General features: G+C 32.3%; 18 protein-coding genes. 5 read left to right on the forward strand and 13 right to left on the reverse strand.

Translation table 11 applies throughout. The features are described 5' to 3' along the window. Window positions 1-14: 14 nt before the first annotated feature. The 3 genes from CLV33_RS08365 to CLV33_RS08375 are packed head-to-tail and all read left to right on the forward strand — an operon-like array spanning window position 15 to window position 2,126. Window positions 15-893 carry a BKACE family enzyme gene (locus CLV33_RS08365; RefSeq protein WP_105473652.1) on the forward strand — a complete coding sequence of 293 codons (879 nt, stop codon included), beginning with the start codon at window positions 15-17 and terminating at the stop codon, window positions 891-893. Continuing rightward, a complete protein-coding gene (locus tag CLV33_RS08370; RefSeq protein WP_105473523.1) occupies window positions 893-1,540 on the forward strand; it encodes a GNAT family N-acetyltransferase in 648 nt (215 codons plus the stop codon). The genes CLV33_RS08365 and CLV33_RS08370 overlap by 1 nt, the downstream gene beginning before the upstream one ends. Window position 1,541: 1 nt before the next feature. After that, a complete protein-coding gene (locus CLV33_RS08375) occupies window positions 1,542-2,126 on the forward strand; it encodes a pseudouridine synthase (RefSeq protein ID WP_105473524.1) in 585 nt (194 codons plus the stop codon). A 121-nt stretch (window positions 2,127-2,247) separates the two neighbouring features. Here CLV33_RS08375 and CLV33_RS08380 read toward each other — a convergent pair whose 3' ends face one another. Both CLV33_RS08380 and CLV33_RS08385 read right to left on the reverse strand, forming a co-directional pair. Beyond that, a complete protein-coding gene (locus CLV33_RS08380; RefSeq protein ID WP_042245980.1) occupies window positions 2,248-2,889 on the reverse strand; it encodes a hypothetical protein in 642 nt (213 codons plus the stop codon). A 4-nt stretch (window positions 2,890-2,893) separates the two neighbouring features. Continuing rightward, window positions 2,894-3,388 (reverse strand): RNA polymerase sigma factor, encoded by a 495-nt coding sequence (locus tag CLV33_RS08385; protein WP_042245977.1) that lies wholly within the window; start codon window positions 3,386-3,388, stop codon window positions 2,894-2,896. 562 nt (window positions 3,389-3,950) lie between these two features. Between CLV33_RS08385 and CLV33_RS08390 the strand changes: the two genes are divergently transcribed. Beyond that, window positions 3,951-6,104 carry a TonB-dependent receptor gene (locus tag CLV33_RS08390; protein WP_105473525.1) on the forward strand — a complete coding sequence of 718 codons (2,154 nt, stop codon included), beginning with the start codon at window positions 3,951-3,953 and terminating at the stop codon, window positions 6,102-6,104. Window positions 6,105-6,190: 86 nt separating this feature from the next. Here CLV33_RS08390 and CLV33_RS08395 read toward each other — a convergent pair whose 3' ends face one another. The 11 genes from CLV33_RS08395 to CLV33_RS08450 all read right to left on the reverse strand — a co-directional run bounded on the left by CLV33_RS08395 (window position 6,191) and on the right by CLV33_RS08450 (window position 17,926). After that, window positions 6,191-8,890, reverse strand: a complete 2,700-nt coding sequence (locus tag CLV33_RS08395) for a phosphoenolpyruvate carboxylase (RefSeq protein WP_105473526.1) — start codon at window positions 8,888-8,890, stop codon at window positions 6,191-6,193. A gap of 432 nt (window positions 8,891-9,322) precedes the next feature. Next, window positions 9,323-10,087 (reverse strand): DUF6090 family protein, encoded by a 765-nt coding sequence (locus CLV33_RS08400; RefSeq protein ID WP_146109724.1) that lies wholly within the window; start codon window positions 10,085-10,087, stop codon window positions 9,323-9,325. 132 nt (window positions 10,088-10,219) lie between these two features. Further along, the gene (locus CLV33_RS08405) at window positions 10,220-10,930 is read right to left on the reverse strand and encodes a DUF6090 family protein (RefSeq protein ID WP_105473528.1); all 711 of its coding nucleotides are present in this window, start codon (window positions 10,928-10,930) and stop codon (window positions 10,220-10,222) included. 239 nt (window positions 10,931-11,169) lie between these two features. After that, the gene (locus CLV33_RS08410) at window positions 11,170-11,604 is read right to left on the reverse strand and encodes a hypothetical protein (RefSeq protein ID WP_105473529.1); all 435 of its coding nucleotides are present in this window, start codon (window positions 11,602-11,604) and stop codon (window positions 11,170-11,172) included. Between the two features lie 219 nt (window positions 11,605-11,823). After that, entirely contained in the window at window positions 11,824-12,474 is a 651-nt protein-coding gene (locus tag CLV33_RS08415) for a hypothetical protein (protein ID WP_105473530.1), read from the reverse strand. 147 nt (window positions 12,475-12,621) lie between these two features. Further along, window positions 12,622-13,158 carry an HD domain-containing protein gene (locus tag CLV33_RS08420; RefSeq protein WP_105473531.1) on the reverse strand — a complete coding sequence of 179 codons (537 nt, stop codon included), beginning with the start codon at window positions 13,156-13,158 and terminating at the stop codon, window positions 12,622-12,624. Window positions 13,159-13,311: 153 nt separating this feature from the next. Beyond that, entirely contained in the window at window positions 13,312-14,199 is an 888-nt protein-coding gene (locus CLV33_RS08425) for a DUF6624 domain-containing protein (protein WP_105473532.1), read from the reverse strand. Between the two features lie 160 nt (window positions 14,200-14,359). Continuing rightward, window positions 14,360-15,850, reverse strand: a complete 1,491-nt coding sequence (locus CLV33_RS08435; protein ID WP_105473534.1) for a serine hydrolase — start codon at window positions 15,848-15,850, stop codon at window positions 14,360-14,362. Continuing rightward, window positions 15,847-16,308: a VOC family protein gene (locus CLV33_RS08440; protein ID WP_105473535.1), complete on the reverse strand. Its 462-nt coding sequence runs from the start codon at window positions 16,306-16,308 to the stop codon at window positions 15,847-15,849. Before CLV33_RS08440 ends, CLV33_RS08435 begins: the two co-directional genes overlap by 4 nt. Before the next feature lie 176 nt (window positions 16,309-16,484). After that, the gene (locus CLV33_RS08445) at window positions 16,485-16,982 is read right to left on the reverse strand and encodes a hypothetical protein (RefSeq protein ID WP_105473536.1); all 498 of its coding nucleotides are present in this window, start codon (window positions 16,980-16,982) and stop codon (window positions 16,485-16,487) included. A gap of 167 nt (window positions 16,983-17,149) precedes the next feature. Next, complete coding sequence (locus CLV33_RS08450; RefSeq protein ID WP_105473537.1) at window positions 17,150-17,926, reverse strand: NYN domain-containing protein; 777 nt, start codon at window positions 17,924-17,926, stop codon at window positions 17,150-17,152. Between the two features lie 280 nt (window positions 17,927-18,206). On the opposite strand from CLV33_RS08450, the gene CLV33_RS08455 reads away from it, so the two are divergent. Next, window positions 18,207-18,935 (forward strand): energy transducer TonB, encoded by a 729-nt coding sequence (locus CLV33_RS08455; RefSeq protein WP_105473538.1) that lies wholly within the window; start codon window positions 18,207-18,209, stop codon window positions 18,933-18,935. The last annotated feature ends 80 nt before the right edge of the window (window positions 18,936-19,015 follow it).

Raw genomic sequence — 19,015 nt, forward strand, 5'->3', positions numbered from 1 at the left:
TATACTATATGCCTATGAATAACGATTTTATATTAAACTTTACGCCTACTGGTATGATACCTACTAAGGATATGACACCTCATGTGCCAGTATCTGTCTCTGAAATTATAGAAGATGTCCATAAAGCCTCAGAAATAGGTATTACTATGGTGCATTTGCATGCTAGAGATGCAAAAACAGGCGTGCCAACCTACAAAAAAGAGGTATATGCCAAAATAGTGGAAGGCATAAGAAAGTTTGCACCAGAGTTAGTGTTATGTTTATCTTTAAGTGGTAGGGACTTTGGGGAGTTAGAGCAACGTAGTGATCCTTTATTTTTAGAAGGAAATTTAAAACCAGATATGGGCAGTTTAACCTTAAGTTCTTTAAACTTTAATAAAACGGCCAGTATAAACGCACCAGATATGATTGCAGATTTGGCAACCATAATGAAAGAAAAAGATATTGTGCCAGAGTTAGAAGTTTTTGATATAGGAATGATAAATTATGCCAAATACCTAAGGAAGAAGAATTTAATAGAGCCACCTTATTATTTTAATTTGCTGTTTGGTAACATTGCATGTTCACAAGCTAATTTATTGCATGCTGGTGTTATGATTAATGATTTGCCTGAGACATCTTTTTGGAGTTTGGCTGGTATTGGTAACGAGCAATTAAAAATGAATTCCCTATCTATCGCTTTTGGTGGTGGAGTTCGTGTTGGATTAGAAGATAATATTTGGTACGACTCGGCTAGAACAAAATTGGCAACTAATTCTAAAATGTTGGAACGCGTTCATGTGATAGCAGAGGCTAATGAAAGGCAGGTAATGTCGCCAAAAACATTAAGACAGCATATGCGCTTAGAGCCTGGAAACGGTAAATACGGACGTAAATTTGGATTGGGTACATAATGGAAGTTGGTAATAAAAGTCGTTTTTACAGGCTAAAATGGTTTTGGAATATAATTCGGCACGGTTTGTTTTTTCAAGGACTAAGAAACCGATTAGCGAAAATAGGTATAGATATTATGCCGTATTACTGGACGCTTGAAGGAAGCGAAACCATAGTTCCTCCTAAAGTCAAAGGGGATACATCTGGTTTTACGATATCTCATTTTAATGAAAACGACATTGAAAAAGCGCAGCGCCTTATCGCGGGATCATATTATAAAGATTTGGTTAGCTACTTCAAAGAAGGGCAAATTTGTGTTGGTATAAAGGATTATGATGCTATTGTAGCTTTTATGTTTGTTAAACGGGACTCGTATTTATTTAGAGGTAAAACATTTAATCTAGCTAAGAACGAGGCTTATATGCATAGTATGTATACCTTTGAGCTTTACAGGGGCAGAAGGATAGCGCCCTATTTGCGTTATCATTGTTATGGTTTGTGTAAAGAAATGGGGCTTTCTAAACTTTATAGCATTAGCGAATACTTTAATAAATCTAGCAAAAAATTTAAACAAAAACTAAAAGCAAAACAAACAGCACTTTACATTAGCATCAACTTATTTAATAGTTTTAAAAAAACATTTTTGCTAAAAAAATATAAAGTATAATATGCTGGAAACTGCATTTAGCTGCTTTGTGGTATACAAACCCTACGGGTATTTAAGTCAGTTTAAAAGTAACGACTCCAAACAGCAATCTAAACGATTTTTAGGCGAACTTTATGATTTTCCAGAAGGTATCATGTCTATTGGCAGATTAGACGAAAAGAGTGAGGGGTTGTTATTGCTTACCACCGATGGCAAAATGAGCGATTACATAAATAGCCAAAAAGTAGATAAAGAATACTATGCTTTGGTGGACGGTGATATTACAGACGAAGCGATTGAAAAGTTAAGTGCTGGCGTAGAAATAGGTTTTGATGGCAAGAAATACACAACCAAGCCTTGTAAGGTGTTTAAGTTAAATGCCACACCTAATTTACCTGAACGCTCTAAAAAAATAAGAGACGCACGCCATGGCCCTACAACTTGGTTGTCTATAACGTTAAACGAGGGTAAGTTTAGGCAAGTACGTAAAATGACTTCGGCTGTTGGGTTTCCTACCTTGCGGTTGGTAAGGGTTAGGGTAGGTAGCATACATTTAAATTCTATGCAAGTTGGTGATGTTGTTAAAGTTGAACACTTTAATGTTTAGGCGATAATTTAAAACAAATGCCCAAGCCTGCGTTAGCGATTGCAGCGGATAGCCCACAGCGAGGTACGAGCGAGGACTTGCAGCGAAAAGCGCGACCCGCAGGGGAACGCCCAAATAAAATTTACGCTTCTAGATGTTTTAGTTCTTTGTAATTGTGGTTTAAACGTCTTAGCAAAAGGCCGTATATTAACCAATAAAATAAAGCTAAAATACTAACAGCTATAATTAGCATAACGATAACTGATGCAATGATAATGGCATATAATGTTGTTTCATTGCCATTTACAGAGGCTTGCTGTAGTTTTTCAATAAATTCTGAATCGTGATTTATAGCGTAATAAATGCCCAATGCTGTACCGAAAAAGATTGATGCTAGATTAAAAATAACATAATATTTTACTGTTCTTCGGGTTTTTAAGATATTCTCCATTAGTACTTTGGCATTATCGGTAGAGGAGATGTTTTTGTAATTTTTATAGAATAAGTAAAAGAAGTAAAAAATAACAAGGTAACTTATTATAGATATGGGTATTAGTACAGCATCTAAATCTAATGCTTGCATTTTACCAGAAAAGGAGGTGCCTTTAAGTAGAAAGGCAATGCCAAACCAGAATGCGAATTCTAATAAGCTAATAATGAATATCCATTTTACAATAGATGATGATTTTTTAAGTATCATCTTGTAAATTTCGTTGTATGAAAGTTTTGGGTACTTGCTTTCGCTTTTTTTCCAATCTTTCTTTAATAAGTCTAATCCATCCATAGGTTTACGGATTTAATATGTTTTTTAGTTTAGTTTTCGTTCTGTTCATTTTCACTCGTGCATTTACTTCGCTAATACCAAGTGTTTCACTTATTTCTCTATAATCCTTATCTTCTAAATACAGAAAAACGAGTGCTTTTTCAATATCGTTTAATTGGTGTATGGCTTTGTATAATAATTTTAATTGTTCCTCTTCTGTGTTGTCATATTCTTCAGCTTTCATTTTAAACGCTACACCTTCAAAATCCTGGGTGCTTACACGTCGTTTAGATTTTCGGTATAAGGTAATGGCTGTGTTTAATCCTACCCTGTACATCCAAGTACTAAATTTTGCATCGCCACGAAATTTTGGATACGCTTTCCAGAGCTGAATGGTTATTTCTTGAAATAAATCATTATGTGCATCATAATTATTTGTGTACAATCTGCATACTTTATGTATGATGTTTTGATGCTTTTCTAATAATTCAACAAAGCTATGTTCTAGTTCTGTGCTCAAAAATTTTGGTGGTTTAGTTAACGTATAAGTAGCTTTTAATTTTGATTTGTTACATTAAAACGTAATTTTTTTAAAGTAATTTTATAAGTTTTTTTATTAGTTTTTAGAGCGGTACATCTGTTTTTTACTTAAAACGCACTATTTAAATCTTTTAATGATATAAACTATTTAAACTAGTTGGTTAATAATTGTTTAAGTGTGATGTATAGATAAAATCTATTGGTGATTTTTAGATGATTTTGATTAGATTTAACCGAAGATGTTATGCTAATATAGGAAAAAAATAATAGTTGGTATTTTAAAAGAAATTCATTTTATATGAACCTGTTTTTTAACTTTTAAAAATGGAAATATTTTATAGAAAACGTTTTGATTAGAACGTTATCCTTTCTAAAATCTTCTATTTTTTTAAACTATTGTTTTTGAAAAATTGAAGTCTTTTTTTTGTATTTTTTTTAAATACAATTCGTCTTAAAAAAATAACAGTTCGGTAATTGTAAATTTTTTTTGGCGCTTTTCTGGTTCAAATTTGTGCTATCAAAAAGCGAACAAATTTTATATCATGAAAAATTTATATGCCATTTTAATCCTTCTTATAGTTTTTAAATTGCACGGACAAACCAAAATAAGCGGTGTAGTAACCAATGCAAAAAAAGACCCCATAGTAGGCGCCAATATTTATTTACAAGGCACCTATGATGGAGGCACAAGCGATGATAATGGTAAGTTTTCGTTTTCAACATCAGAAACAGGTACCCAAACTTTAATCGTATCATTTTTGTCCTATGAAACATTCACGATGGTAGGTGATGTATCTTACATGAAAGATATTGTTATAAAATTAAAAGATGACGTAAATACGTTGGATGCTGTGGTATTATCCGCAGGTACATTTTCCGCAGGCGACAATAGTAAGGTAAATGTGTTAAAACCTTTGGATGTGGTAACAACAGCTAGTGCTTTAGGAGATTTTGTGGGTGCTTTACAAACGTTGCCTGGAACAACTACGGTTGCCGAAGATGGTCGCCTATTTGTGCGTGGTGGAGATGCCAACGAAACACAAATTTTTATAGACGGTATTCGCGTGTTTACACCCTACACACCCACAACAAACAACGCGCCTACACGCGGACGTTATTCTCCGTTTTTATTTGACGGTATTACCTTTTCCACTGGCGGTTATTCTGCCGAATATGGGCAAGCGCTATCTAGTGTATTGTTGCTAAATACAATAGATGAGCCCGACCAAGAAAAAACAGATATAGGTGTTATGAGCGTAGGTGCTACTTTAGGAAATACCCAAAAATGGGAGAAAAGCTCGGTTAGCGTTAATGCTTCTTATGTGAATTTAGCGCCTTACAATACTATTTTTTCAAATAGAAATAATTTTATTAAAGCACCAGAATCTGCTTCTGGTGAAGTGGTTTTTAGGCAAAAAACAGATGCCGGATTATTTAAACTTTATGGCGCTTTTGATGCTAGTAATTTTGAGTTAACACAAGAAGATATAAACCTTCCCGCAGGCCAATACATTAAATTAAACAATAATAACTTTTATTTAAACGGCTCTTATAGTGGTGTTTTAAGCGATACATGGCGCATGCAAACCGGATTTAGTTTCACTAATGCAAAAAACAACATAAAATTTGGCGAAAGCGATATAAGGGATGCCGAAAAATCGGTGCATTCTAAACTGAAATTCAAAAACCGAATTAATAATCGCTTTAAATTATACTTTGGTGCTGAGTATTTTAAAACTAATTTTGAAGAGCGGTACAACGATGAGTTTGTTGATAATGCCAAATATGGTTTCAACAATAATATTGCAGCAGCATTTGCTGAAGCTGATATCTTTATTTCTAAAAACTTAGCGTTTAAAACAGGATTAAGAGGGGAATATAATGAGCTGTTTAATTGTTTTACTTTAGCGCCTAGGGCAACCATTGCTTACAAAATATCTAGTAAAAGTCAGTTATCATTGGCTTATGGTGATTTTTACCAAAGTCCATCGCCTGATGTATTAAAGTTTCATCAAGATTTCGAACCTGCAAATGCTCAACATTATATTTTAAATTACCAATACAATGCTGATAGAAAAATATTTAGAGCCGAGGCATATTATAAAGATTATAATAGTTTAGCAAAGTTTAGTGGCGAGTTTCCAAGTTTCGATAGCAATTTTACAAACACTGGTTATGGGTTTGCAAAAGGCATAGACTTTTTTGGGAGAGATAGCAAAAGCATTAAAAATGTAGATTATTGGTTGAGCTATTCGTTTTTAGATACTAAGCGAGACTACAGAAACTTTCCTGAAAAAGCACAGCCTAATTTTGCGAATACCCATAATTTTTCTGCAGTAGCTAAATATTGGATAGACGATTGGAAGAGTCAAGTAGGGTTTAGTTATATTTATGCATCAGGTAGAACGTTTACCAACCCAAACAAACCAGGGTTTTTAAATGAAAAAACTAAAGCGTTTAATAGTTTGAGTTTAAATTGGGCATATTTGGTTAGTCCGCAAAAAATAGTGTATGCTTCTGTAAATAATGTTTTAGGATTTAAAAATATAAACGGCTATCAATATGCCAATACTCCGGATATGAATGGGAATTTTAACCGTCGTGCGTTGCGTCCTGCTTTAGATCAGTTCTTTTTCGTGGGCTTCTTTTGGACGATTAGTGAGGATAAGACCAGTAACCAGTTAGATAATTTATAGGCTTGCTCTTAGGAGAAAAAAGGGCTATATAATACTTGAAATGATATAGCCCTTGTTTAATGTAAGATATTTTACTCCTAATGGAATTAACCGGTATTCTTTAATCCGCTAGATAAAGCATTTATAATGCTTAAAAGTTTGGTTAATGTCTTTTCTTTTTCATTACTAGTTTCATCATTTAGTGCTCTCCACGCTTTTAAGTGTTTTATATGTAAATGGTGTAAAACTTTTAATTTTTCGTTTCGCCACTCAATGTTATCATATTGGCCTTGTCTTCGGGTGGTAGCAGGCTCATCAAAAAGCTCTTCAATTAAACGGAAACTATTATCATAATCCGTTAAGATTTTAGACATAAAAACCTTTCTTTCATCGGTGTCATCATCTAAATTAGCATAGAGCGCCATCATTTCTTTGTTAGATAGAATAAGGTTAGTTTCGGTTTGTATCATTAAAAACCTAAAAAACGACCAGTGTTTTATACTCTTTTTTAGATTTTGAAATGCATCGGGTTTTTCTTCTTTTAAAGTTTTTAGCGCATTGCCCAATCCGTACCATCCAGTTAAGCTAATTCGCGAAAGATTCCAGCTAAACACCCATGGAATGGCTCTTAGATCGTTAAGGGTTCTTGTGCCTGTTCTTCTAGCGGGTCTTGATCCAATTTTGCTCTTTTCTAGTACATCTATACAGGTTGCTTTACCGTAAAAGTTTATAAATCCTTCGGTTTCAATTAATTCTCGGTAGTGTTCAAATGATTTTTGTGACAAATATTCCATTATTTCAAACGGATAATTGTGCGCATCAAAATTATGTTTACCAATAATATTTTGTTTCGCCACACCAGAAGCTAAAGCATTTAAATTGTAAGTAGCGGTGAGCGGGTTTCCAAATAGTTGTGCTATTGTTTCGCCCTGAACAGTAATTTTTATGGTTCCATTTACCGTATTGTTGGGCATGCTCTCTAAAAACCGATGGTATTTTCCTCCACCTCGGCTTATGGTACCTCCTGCACCATGGAAAAAATAAGTTTTAAAATTGTGTTTTGTTGCTATTTCCGATAGTCTCTCCTCTGCTTTAAAAAGATTCCATTTGCTAGCAATGGTGCCACCGTCTTTGTTACTATCGCTATAACCAAGCATTACCTCTTGTTTGTATTCAATTTTAGAAGCTCTAAGTAGGGTGGTAGGGTGCTGCAAGAACTGTTCTAGAATTTCTGGGCCATTGTGTAAATCGTCAATAGTTTCAAATAATGGTACAACTTTAATGTTTGTGTTTAGCAACTGTGTTTCTTTCATTAAAAAATACACTACGAGCAAATCACTCAAATTACGTGTCATGCTTACTATAAAAGCGCCAATGCCATCTGTACCATATTGATTAATGTGGTGTCTAACAACGCGGTAACAATCCAGTACATTGTCGGCTTCAGTGCCATAAGACACTGTTATGTCTGTAATAGGCTCGTTGTTTTTTAAGAGTTTGCTAAGATAAGCCACGCGCTTAGGTTCGTCCCAATTTTCAAATTCAAAATCTTTTTCACCGTTGCTTTTCAATATCTGTGAAATGGCTTTGTCGTGAAATGCACTGTTTTGTCTTATATCTAATTTTGCCAAATGAAAACCAAAACAGCTTACTAGTCTTTCTAATGCGAACAGTAAATCTTCAGCTAAGCCTTTCATGCCATTTTCAATTAAAACACTCCTAAAGAACCTAAGATCGTCTTGTAAATCCTTACTTGATTTGTAGTAGTAGCCAGAGTCTGTTAAGTTATTCTTAATGGTATTGTCTAGCTTAAGTACCAATAAATTAATGTACTGTCTCCAAGGCTCGTAGGGGTTTCTTTTTATGGCTTTTTCCCCTTCTTTTCCCAAGGCAGCAGATTTTTTTTCAATAGCTTCTAATAATTGAAACGGAATAGGGTTTGATAAGGCTGAAATTGAAAATTTGGTGGCGGCATCCACCAATTTATTTTTAATTAAAGAGAGTGCTTGCTTACGATGTAGCTCTAAAGTTTCTTTAGTGATGCTTGGTGTTACAAAGGGGTGACCGTCGCGGTCTCCACCAACCCAACTTCCAAAATTAATTTTAGGGAAAACATCAGGATTTTTTATTTTAGATGGTTTAAAGCCCATTTCAATCCATGAGCCTTTTAAGTGTTCGTCGCTCCTTTCTAGTAGTTTTGGGAATATTTTACTAAAATAATACACCACATTTGCTCTTTCGTCCTCAATTTGTGGCTTTTCTAGGTATATTTCGCCAGTTCTCCACCATCTTTCTAATAGGCTAATAATGTTTTCTTCAATATCGTTTTGTTCGAGTTTGCTTAACGATGTGTTTTCCCTTTTTGCTAAAAGTAAATACAGTTCTCTGTGAATTTCAATTACGGTAACACGTTTAGCTTCAGTTGGGTGCGCGGTTAAAACCGGTATAACATGCGTGTTTGAAATTGATTCTAGCATTTCATCTTCATGAATACCTTGGTCTTTCCAAATTTTAAAAGCTTCTGCCCAACTACCTCTAATAGAAAATAGTTCTTCTTGGTTTTCTTTTTTTCTGCGGTATTGTGTAGCTGCATTTTCTTCAGCTAGGGTCATTAGTTGAAAATAGATGCTTAAGGATTGAATAATTTTATCGCTAGAGAGCTTTTCTTTGTTTATTTCTGGCGTGTTATTGTTTTTTATAAGATCTATAACGTCGTTTTCATTTATTCTCGAAAGCATTTCAACATAGCAATCTATTATAAACTTTCTGGCGTTAATTATATTTTGAAAAGTGTTTGTTTTGCCCATTTTAAAAGTATGTTGTTGTAGTTTGTTTTAATTTTAACAGTAATAATATTTATGGAATACATAAATAATATTTATGTATTAACTATAATTACTAAACAAAACTAATGTTTCGATACTTAAAAATCAAGTTGTTTCTTAAGTATTTTCTAGATTGAATCCTATATCGTTGTAGCTATACTATACTTTTTTAGTTCCCTGATTTTTAATTATAGATGAGATATAGATAAGTTGGGCTAGAATGTTGTAACGTATGTATCGGAAGAATAAACTAATTTATTTAATGTTTAGCTTATAACAAAGGCAAGCATGTTTTTGTAGGGTTGGTTTTATGGTTTATTGCCTGTTTGGTAATCTGAACGTTCTTTAGTTTGGTAGAATCTGGAAGACGTAGGTGAGAACAAGTAATTGCTTGTACACATCGTTATACTTTCGTTACTCACATTTTTTGTCTTTTAATAGCTTTATGGGTTCTTGTATTTCTTGCTTTAAATTAGAAAAATGTTGTTTATGCCTAATTTGCATACCCAAAATAAAAATAAGATTGTCCTGAAATTTTATGAAATATGGGTGAGTAGGGTCGTTAGTCCAATTAATATTTGGTAGAAAAGCAATATGTTCCTTATCAAGTTCTTGTTGTATATATTCAATATCTTGGTAGCCTAATTCGGTTATAAGCTCAAAATCCGTATATCTTTTAACAATTTCATTCCGATTTTCTTTCAGTAGGTTTAAGGTGTTGTTTAAATATGTACTATACTCAATTAGTCTGTTCTTTAATTTAATATCTGTTAACAGTTTTAATTGTCCCGAAGATGTTAAATCTTCAAAAGTAATATTACTAGGTACAGAAACATCCTGCCTTAAAGCAACAACAAATTTATTCAGGATTGTGCTTCTATCATTTGGTATGCTGTTTAAATCTTTTATAAGTGCTTTGGTGTGTTTTATTCTGTTGGTTGTCTGCTTATAATTTTCATCAATTAACTTCTCATTAAGTTCAAGGTCGTCTAAAATTCTACAGTAATAATCAGCTTCAGTAATCTTATTTTTTCTGTTTTCATTCCAATTATTAATTGATAGCGCAATTAAAATTCCAATAACCACTAATATAATTTCACCAATGGCGTATTTAATATATTTTTCAGTTTTTCCTTCTGAAAGGAGTTGTTTTCGGATATGTCTAAAGAACTTAATCATAATTATTGCTTTTATTGTTCCGCAAGCGGCTATCTCAACCAAAGATCTGCCAGATCTTTTATTTTATTTTGCAAAATAATGTTTCTATAATCTAAAGAATTTTATCATTGGTTAATGGTTGTTATGCCTTGGTTATTTTTCTATTTCCTGTTCAAGTAATTTTAAAATTTCTGTAGCTCTAATTTTATAGTTTTTCAAAGTTTCTATAAAAATATGTTTAGTATAAATATTAAATCGACTTAGTTCTTTGCGATACATTTCACTTTCAAAAAGATAAATTAAAAGGTCTCTATTATATTTCTTTTCATACCAATCTGAAAACCAAGAATATTTTTGATAATTTTTTATGTTTTCAAATATTATATTTTGAATATCTTCATACTGATTGTCAATACGAGGAATTATTTGGGAATAAAAATCATTAATGTAATCTGCAAGTGAATCTTTTTTTATCTCGGTTAAAGAATTTGCCTCTCTTAGTAAATTATAGCCTTTGGTAATTGGTTTGAAACTGTAGGAGTATGTTGTTTCTGGTCTACATATAGAACAATCTTTATAATTCATTGAGGTTATTGTGTCATAAAAAGAAAGTTTTATTTTTTTGTCTAAAATGTCCTGAATTATTTTATCTTTTTTGTCAAACTTAACAATAGTTCTCTCTATTCTTGCTGTATCAACTTTAAGGTCAGTTTGTATTTGTTTGTAAATTTCCTTTAAATTCTTATTCGCCTTATATTCACTATTCCAATTATTAATCTGAAGCGCTAATAAAATTCCTATAACAACAAGAATAATTTCTCCAATAGCATATTTTAAATACTTTCCAGTTTTGTTTTCTTTCATATAGTCGTGGCGTATTGTTCTAAAGAATTTTATCATTGGTTAAGGTTGGTAATAATTAGGCATAACGTTGTTGTGCTAGTTGCGTGTTTCAGCAACTAATTTAGTAAACAAAAACCAACGCAAGAAAATACCGAAGGAATTTTCAGGATAAGCAACAACCAAAGCAATTATTTTTACATGGTGTTGGCAATACGAGCTTTTTTTCTCAATTACAAAAACTTACAACACAGTTGTATTTATTATTCCGATTTGTATTTAATTTCAATTTCACGCTCTAAAATTATTACATCGTCTAAATTTATTCTGATTTTTATAACGCCTTCAGGTACAATAACTTTTTTGAATTTTCTGTTATTCCAAGTATTATGAGTTTTATTTTTAGCTTTAAATTTATATTCGCTTGATTGCGCTAGGTAATTTCCGTTAATATCAAGGAAGTCCATTGATGTTATATAACTTTTTTTCTTAAGATTAAACCATTTAACATATAAAGTGACTTTTTCGCCCTCTTTCACACGGATCTCTTTCAAGTCATCTAATGGTACATTCTTTTCAGATAATCCAGAACATACAATTAGTCTAGCATTAATTTTTTTTCCACCAGTTTGTCCATAGGTAATTTTACTAGAAAATAGTATTGAAATAAATAATAAGAATAAAATTTTTGCTTTCATTTTAGTTAGTGTTTTTAATTATTTCAATCAATACGTTTTTTTCTATTGCTCGAGTTTAGCATTATTGCCAACGGTCTTTTTTACTTTATAACTGTTATAAAAGTAGCGGGTTTGCAGCACTAACTTTTCTGTTAAACACATACTTATATAATATTTATGTGTTCAATTTTGAGGTGTCCTAATTAGGGGAAGCCTACAGGGCATTGTTGTGAAACGTGTTTATTTATTCATTATTTGAGTTGCTTCCCAAACATATTCTTTTCCAAATTCTCCAAAGTATGATATATAATCTCCATTTTTAGAAATAACCACAAAACTGCTACCCGGATAATGATGTTTAAAAAAAAGTTTTTCAATAGTTTTTTCTGGATCTTTATACCAAGTTAGAATCCCATCGTATTTTTCCAAACCACTACTATCTTTATAAATATAAATCGGTTTAGTTTGAGCAACTTGATTTATTCCATCTTCTAATTGTCCGTACCATTGTCTAATTCGTTCTATGTTATAGGAATTACTTTTATAGTTTTTAAATGCTCCAGAATTGTTTTTGTCTTTTCCAGGATGAAAAATTATAACAATTGGTTTTAATGAATCTAATTCGAGATTCGTAGCTTTCTCTAGCAATAATTCAAGACTTTTTCTATTATTGATTTTCCCTCGTTTTTCTCTTAAAGTCAATTTCTTATGATTAATTGAATCTCCAGGAATGCCTAATAATTTATTTGTTGAGCGAATTCGATTGAATTGGGATTTACTAATTTCTACATTATTTTCATCGAAATATCGTGTTTTGTTCTTCCCAATTTTAGTCCCTGAACAAGAGAAAATTAAAATTTCGATTATAAATGTTAATAGGACTTTTTTCATAAATTGCAGGTAACGGTCTAGTGTATGATTTCGTTGCGTGTTTAAGCACTAAAGTTAGCAAATAAATCACAGATAGAAAGTCCGCGAGGACTTTTGTAAGTAGGCTATAACTAGCAATGAATTATACACGGTAATGTAGCCAGTTATTTATTCAGCGTATTTTTTGTATTCAACTATTTTAGCTTGTAATCTAGTGTTCAGATATTCATTTTTATTTTTTAGCATTTCGCTAATCAATTTGGCTTCATTCAGGTAATTCAAGATTTTGTCTTTTCCCCAAAACTTTGGTGGTTCTTGAAGGTTAGTAATTCTGTCCGCTAGTTTAACTATTCCGACTTCTTTTTCTAATTCATTAATTCGGTTTAAACTATCTGTCATTTTCTCTTTTTTAGAAGTCAAATTGTCGTTTTTGGTCAAAGCTTGAATTCCCAAAGCTACTTTTTGTCCAAATTGTTCCTTTAGTTCTGTAAATTCAGTTTTGGTATCTTCTAAAGTATCGTGAAGAAGAGCTAATTGTATTGCATAATTTATATCAAAATCTTCATTTTCTTTGTGTGCTAAAATGATTTCCATTGCAACATTTGAAATATGTAACAAATAGTTCGCATCTGTTCCAGGTACTTTTTGATTTTTATGTTTTTCTCCAGCAAACTTTATAGCTTTCTGATATATTTCTTGTGTCATTTGCGTGAGTTTTCTAATTGGCTACGTGTTTATGGTTTGTTGCGTGGTTTATGCACTAAATTTAGCAAATAAAAACCGAATAGAAAATCCGCGAGGATTTTCGTAAGTAGGCTATAACTAGCAATAAATTATATACGGTTTTGGCAACTGGCTTTATTCTATTCCGTATCTTTTTATTATTTCATTTCGAGTTTTTTCATCGGCATTTTTAACTCCGATTTGAGAACCAAAAATTTGATAATCATGTTTTTGAGAATATATTCTGTCTATTAACATTTTAAATGGTGTTTTATTTAATTCTTTGTCTTGAACTGCTTTTTGGATTATTGGTAAATATTTCTCCATCATTTCAAGATTTGAATGTTGAATAACACTCCACATAACAGACTCAAATTTTTCACCAACTAATGAGATGCCTATATATTTCTTATGTTCTGAAAACAATGAGTCAATAAGTTTTTGATTCTGTTTGTCCAATTCTGGTTGTCTGGTATTATATGTTTGTTCGTCAGAACCTCTGTATTTTTGGTCATCGATATTGATAATATTAATAAGCTTCACCAAATCATTGTTTAGTTTGTTGTCTGTAATATATTCGTCAATGTCCAGATTTTTATTACCCTTTTGTTCACTATTACACGATTTGTAATATTGATTGTATAATTCAGGGATTTTATCGTCGAATTTAACCATATCTTTATAAGAGGTAATGTATTCACAACCTCCTTTAGAGTTTGCTAATTTTACAAAAACTAGTTTTAATAAATCAGTATCTTCTTTAAGAAAATCAAAAGCTGTTAAGATATTCCAATAATGAGCTCCGAAATATTTATTACCATTTTCTAAAAGACTTTTTTTTGTTTCAGAAAGGACTTCGATACTCCATTTATAATTTTTTGATGAAACATTAGTTCTTTGAATGGGGTTGTAGCTTAAGAATTCCATTTCAAAATTCTTTTCTGTAAATGAAACCTTATCCGATTGCGCATTAACAATTTTGAAAGCCAAAAACAATATTATAAATAGGTTTGTTTTTTTCATTTGAGTGAGTTTTTCTGCTTGTTGCTAACGGTTACGTATAAGAATAGTTGCGTGGGTTAGCACTTTACTTTGCAAGTACGCACCGAGTTGGAAATTCCGTTGGAATTTCCAAAGTAGGCGAGAACAAGCAATTACTTATAGCCATTGTTGCCAGTAGTTTTTATTTATCTATTAACTTAATGAATTCCACAGGTACTGACTGTAAGTTTATTTCGAAAGATGAAATTTCACCTTGATTATTTGTTTTAAAATTTAATGCGAACTCAGGGTCCATTACTTGAGAAATCTCTTTAATTGGTTTCATTACAAATACATTGTAATAAAGATGTTCTAGGAAGAATTGATACGTTGGGTAATTCATGTAAAGATTACCGTTGTTAACCTCAATTTCTACTATGCCGTAACCCTGATTAGTATATTTACCTGCAAATGAAGTTAGGGTATGTGTCGGTTTCTTTTCAGGGTTTAATTCACTATTGATTTCAGTTGGGACATAGATATCGTTTACAAGTATAGGATAGTCATTTAAATCCGTTCTTGGTAAATTCAATATTCTATTTTTTACAATATCTCCTATTATGTAAGGTAAAATTGAATTAGTCTGATTGGTTAAAATAGTTATTCCTAATTTTTGAAAAGGATAGGTTAAAACCAACGTGCTAAATCCAGAGGTGTTACCTCCGTGATATACTTTATAATCCCCGTTTTGTGACTCCATACGCCAGCCTAAACCATCGCCAAATAGAAAAGCATTTTCTTCATTTTCACCCGGTCTAATATTGTGAATAGTTATAGCATTCTGCACAAAATCTTTAGGCAAAACTTGTTCTTCATTAAACTTACCATTGTTTAACCAAGCTATCATCCAATTAGCCATATCTTTTGCGGAACTCCTAACACCACCAGCAGATTTGTAGTTATGATATTCTTCATAAAGTACTTTCTTGATTTTTCCTTTTGATAAACCATAACCAAGTGAATAATTATTTGCCTTTTTCATACTCGTTAAATCGGTGTATGAGTTTACCATATTTAAAGGATTAAATATATTTTTTTCAATATTTTCTTCCCACGACATACCAGTAACTTGCTCCACTATACCACCTGCAAGTGTATAGCCCATATTGCTATATAGCCAACTGTCTTTTACCTTACCCTCAGGTTTTAAATATTTGAGTTTTTCAACAACTTTGGGTATATTTTTTTCAGGAAAAAGAACGAGTGTACCGTTAAGGTCTCCCAAGCCACTTTTGTGAGATAGTAAATCTTCAATGGTTATTAAATTATCCATTTCAGAACTATAAAATTGAAGTTTCGGAATATGTACGCTAGGTTTATCTTTCAGAGAAATTTTGCCTTGATAATCTAAAACACCTAATAAAGATGCGGTAAAAGCCTTAGAACAAGAAGCAATTGGGAAAACTGTATTTTCGTTTACAGGTAGCTCGTTTTCCAAATCTCTGTACCCAAAACCTTTTGAATATATAATCTCCTTATTTTTTACCACTGAAATTGACAAACCAACGGCTTTATAGGTATTCATTAAGGTTTTTATATCCTCATCAATACCATTTAATTCATTCTTGCTCACCTGAGCATAGATTGAATTGGTAATAATGAAAAGTAAAATTGTTAAGATTGATTTTATCATTTTTCTTTAGTTTCTAAATCTAACCAATGTTCATATGTAATTATTCCATTTTCTGGATTGCTTTTGCCGTCTAAAACCGAAATAAATTCTAAATGATGTCCGTCAGGGTCGTCAAAATAAATAGCAATTGCAGGTATCCAAGCGAACACCATTGGTTTATCAGTACCATCATTTAAAAAGTTAAATGGGTTTAGTCCTTGTTTTTTTAAAAATTCTGAAGCTTCATTTATTATAAAGTTTTTATCGCACTTAAAGGCAAAGTGTCTTCTGTCAATTTCAGATTTAGGTTTTTCCCAAAGACCTAACATTGCTTCTTTCGGTTCGCCTATCCAAAAAAAGGCTGCTCGTCTTTCTTCTTCGAAGTGGCATTGTTCAAGCCCTAAAATATTTTTATAAAATTCAATTGAACGTTCGAGGTTTTCAACGAATAAATGGGTTTCATAAAGACCTTTAATCATAATTTATTTTCCTGTGTTTTTTAAATTACTGGCAACGGTCTCGTATAACCGTCAGTTATGGGTTTATATGCGTTAATTTTCGGTTTGGCACTGGCGTTAGCAATTCCTAGTGGATTCGGACGTAGTCGAATCCGCCGTAATTGCGGTTATACATTGTTGTGCACAGGTTTTTTTTATTAATTAATTTCTTTTCGGAAATATGTTTTATTTTTTTTGTCAGTCCAAAATGCTTTTACTTTTCTCAAATAAAGAGTTCCATTTTCGTTAATCCGATAAAGTTTGTTTCTTTTCCAATAGAGTTTATTTGGTGGTTTAACTCTATTTTGTCCGCCACTTGATAATGATAACATTATAAATTCATTCAATTCAATTCGGTTAATTTTAAGGTCAGCTGAAAGCACTAATGAATCTTTAATTTTATTTCCATTTGAATCTCGAACTTGCAAAGAGTCCGAAACTAACTCGGTTTTGAAATAAATAGTGTCATTTGACACTTTCCATTTTCCAGTTGTCCAACTTGAGGAAAGGTCAAATCTGTAATTATGAACAAAGGTAGAGTCCGATTTCAATTCAATACTTTCCGAAAATCGGTCATTATAAATTCCGACATACTTGTTTTGTCCAAAAGTCAAATTGGATATCAGCAAAATCAGGATTAATTCGGTTAGTCTCATTTTTGGTCAACTTGTGCACAACTCCCCCTAAAAACAATTAAAAAACCCATAAACTCCGTAATTGGAAGCATAACGATGGTTTTGATAGTGGTTTTATAAAGTATTAAGAGGTGTAATTGTGTTTTTATTACGCCTTAAATGTATGTATTTTTGTCTAAAAAACATAGTTACTTCTTACGTTTTCCGCCTCGTTTTGGTTTTTCCTTATTTTTTATATAAATATGTTTGTATCTGCTATTATTTGGGGCGTTGCGTTCTTCTACTTCAAATTCGCCAATAGATTTTATTAAAGGGGTTAGCTTTTGGAAACCGTAGTTTCTAGAATCAAAATTAGGACGCTTTTTTTGTATTAAACTGCCAACATCACCAAGAAATGCCCACCCATCTTCGTCTGAGAGATCCTCAATAGAAGATTTTATTAAATTTATTTCCTTTCTGGTAATATTGTCAACCGTAGCCTTTTTGCTGGTTTTATTATCGTCTTCCTCATCGGTGTCGCTCTTCTCGTTGTCTCTACTCTTAAGAATTTCAATATAAATAAACTTATCGCAGGCAACAATAAAGGGGTTTGGTGTTTTCTTTTCACCAATACCAATAACTTGCATTCGGGCCTCTCGTAACCGGGTTGCCAAACGGGTAAAATCGCTATCGCTAGATACCAAACAAAAGCCTTCAACTTTATTAGAGTATAAAATATCCATCGCATCAATTATCATTGCAGAGTCTGTGGCGTTTTTGCCTATGGTGTAACTGTACTGCTGTATTGGGGTAATAGCGTTTTCTAGCAATACTTTTTTCCATTTGCTTAAATGTGGTTTTGTCCAGTCTCCGTAAATTCGTTTTATGGTTGGGTTGCCATATTTGGCAATTTCTTCCATCATCTCTTTTACATTGCCAGCAGGAATGTTGTCTCCATCTATTAAAACAGCAAGATTTATATTCATAATTCGTATTTAAAATTAGCTTGTAAGTTAAAGTATAGTTACGCTACAACCAAAATTATAAGCCATTTGTTTATAGTTGTAAATTTGATAAAAAAATGCACTACAACGGTTTCGTATTTTTATATTATTAAAAATTTTTAGATATTTTGAGAATATGATAAAAATCATAAATAATGGCTCGTGTTTTACTTAATTTTAATCTATCAAAAAATGATAGTTAAAAAATAAAATTCCCTCGGTTTTATTTTTAGAGAAATTACAAACTTTAAAACTGGTAAGCATGATACCTAAAAAGAACCCAGAATTAGAGGTTGGCCGAAACAGTAGCCTTTATTTCGCAATCGGACTCAATGTTATGCTATTTTTTTCTTGGCAAGCAATAGAGTATAAAACGTATGAAAAAGACGATATTAAACTTGATGTCGTTATGATGGATAGTGAGCTAGATGAGGAAATTCCATTAGTAACCATGAATACACCACCGCCACCGCCACCGCCACCTGTGGTTATGCAAGAGTCTGTACAGATTATTGAAGATACGGAAGATGTAGAGGAAACCGTATTTGAAAGTACAGAGACTAGTCAAGACGACCTTATTGCGGAGGTTATTAGTGTGGAAGACGTAGATGTGGGTGAAATAGAGGAAGATGTAGAGGTGCCTTTTGCAGTAATAGAAGATGTGCCTTTGTTTCCTGGATGTGAGAATGTTAAAAAATCTGAAAGACGTAATTGTTTTCAGCAAAAAATGAACGCACATGTGGTTAAAAACTTTAATTACCCACAAACTGCTTTAGATATGGGCATAAAAGGACGTGTATTTGTAATATTTGTAATTTCTCCTGAAGGTGAGATTACAAAAGTTAGAACCCGCGGCCCAGATAAAATTTTAGAAGACGAAGCGCAACGTATTATTAGTAAATTGCCAAAAATGATTCCTGGTAAACAAAGAGGAAAGCCTGTAAGTGTGCCGTTTAGTTTACCTATTAACTTTAAAATGGCAGAACAGTAACAAACATATAACAAACTTTTTAGGGGTAATGCCCATTATCATGTTTGGATGGTTAAAGGTGTTTTTTAATTAAAGCATCT

Origin of the sequence: Jejuia pallidilutea (assembly GCF_002973595.1) — a bacterium.
Classification (GTDB): domain Bacteria; phylum Bacteroidota; class Bacteroidia; order Flavobacteriales; family Flavobacteriaceae; genus Jejuia; species Jejuia pallidilutea.

Bases quoted from the DNA above. Each gene is read 5' to 3' on its own strand.
- CLV33_RS08405 (WP_105473528.1), bottom strand. From the start codon at position 10,930: ATGAAAGAAAACAAAACTGGAAAGTATTTAAAATATGCTATTGGAGAA.
- CLV33_RS08400 (WP_146109724.1), bottom strand. From the start codon at position 10,087: ATGATTAAGTTCTTTAGACATATCCGAAAACAACTCCTTTCAGAAGGA.
- CLV33_RS08445 (WP_105473536.1), bottom strand. From the start codon at position 16,982: ATGAGACTAACCGAATTAATCCTGATTTTGCTGATATCCAATTTGACT.
- CLV33_RS08415 (WP_105473530.1), bottom strand. From the start codon at position 12,474: ATGAAAAAAGTCCTATTAACATTTATAATCGAAATTTTAATTTTCTCT.
- CLV33_RS08390 (WP_105473525.1), top strand. From the start codon at position 3,951: ATGAAAAATTTATATGCCATTTTAATCCTTCTTATAGTTTTTAAATTG.
- CLV33_RS08410 (WP_105473529.1), bottom strand. From the start codon at position 11,604: ATGAAAGCAAAAATTTTATTCTTATTATTTATTTCAATACTATTTTCT.
- CLV33_RS08375 (WP_105473524.1), top strand. From the start codon at position 1,542: ATGCTGGAAACTGCATTTAGCTGCTTTGTGGTATACAAACCCTACGGG.
- CLV33_RS08420 (WP_105473531.1), bottom strand. From the start codon at position 13,158: ATGACACAAGAAATATATCAGAAAGCTATAAAGTTTGCTGGAGAAAAA.
- CLV33_RS08395 (WP_105473526.1), bottom strand. From the start codon at position 8,890: ATGGGCAAAACAAACACTTTTCAAAATATAATTAACGCCAGAAAGTTT.
- CLV33_RS08440 (WP_105473535.1), bottom strand. From the start codon at position 16,308: ATGATTAAAGGTCTTTATGAAACCCATTTATTCGTTGAAAACCTCGAA.
- CLV33_RS08425 (WP_105473532.1), bottom strand. From the start codon at position 14,199: ATGAAAAAAACAAACCTATTTATAATATTGTTTTTGGCTTTCAAAATT.
- CLV33_RS08365 (WP_105473652.1), top strand. From the start codon at position 15: ATGAATAACGATTTTATATTAAACTTTACGCCTACTGGTATGATACCT.
- CLV33_RS08455 (WP_105473538.1), top strand. From the start codon at position 18,207: ATGATACCTAAAAAGAACCCAGAATTAGAGGTTGGCCGAAACAGTAGC.
- CLV33_RS08450 (WP_105473537.1), bottom strand. From the start codon at position 17,926: ATGAATATAAATCTTGCTGTTTTAATAGATGGAGACAACATTCCTGCT.
- CLV33_RS08370 (WP_105473523.1), top strand. From the start codon at position 893: ATGGAAGTTGGTAATAAAAGTCGTTTTTACAGGCTAAAATGGTTTTGG.
- CLV33_RS08435 (WP_105473534.1), bottom strand. From the start codon at position 15,850: ATGATAAAATCAATCTTAACAATTTTACTTTTCATTATTACCAATTCA.
- CLV33_RS08380 (WP_042245980.1), bottom strand. From the start codon at position 2,889: ATGGATGGATTAGACTTATTAAAGAAAGATTGGAAAAAAAGCGAAAGC.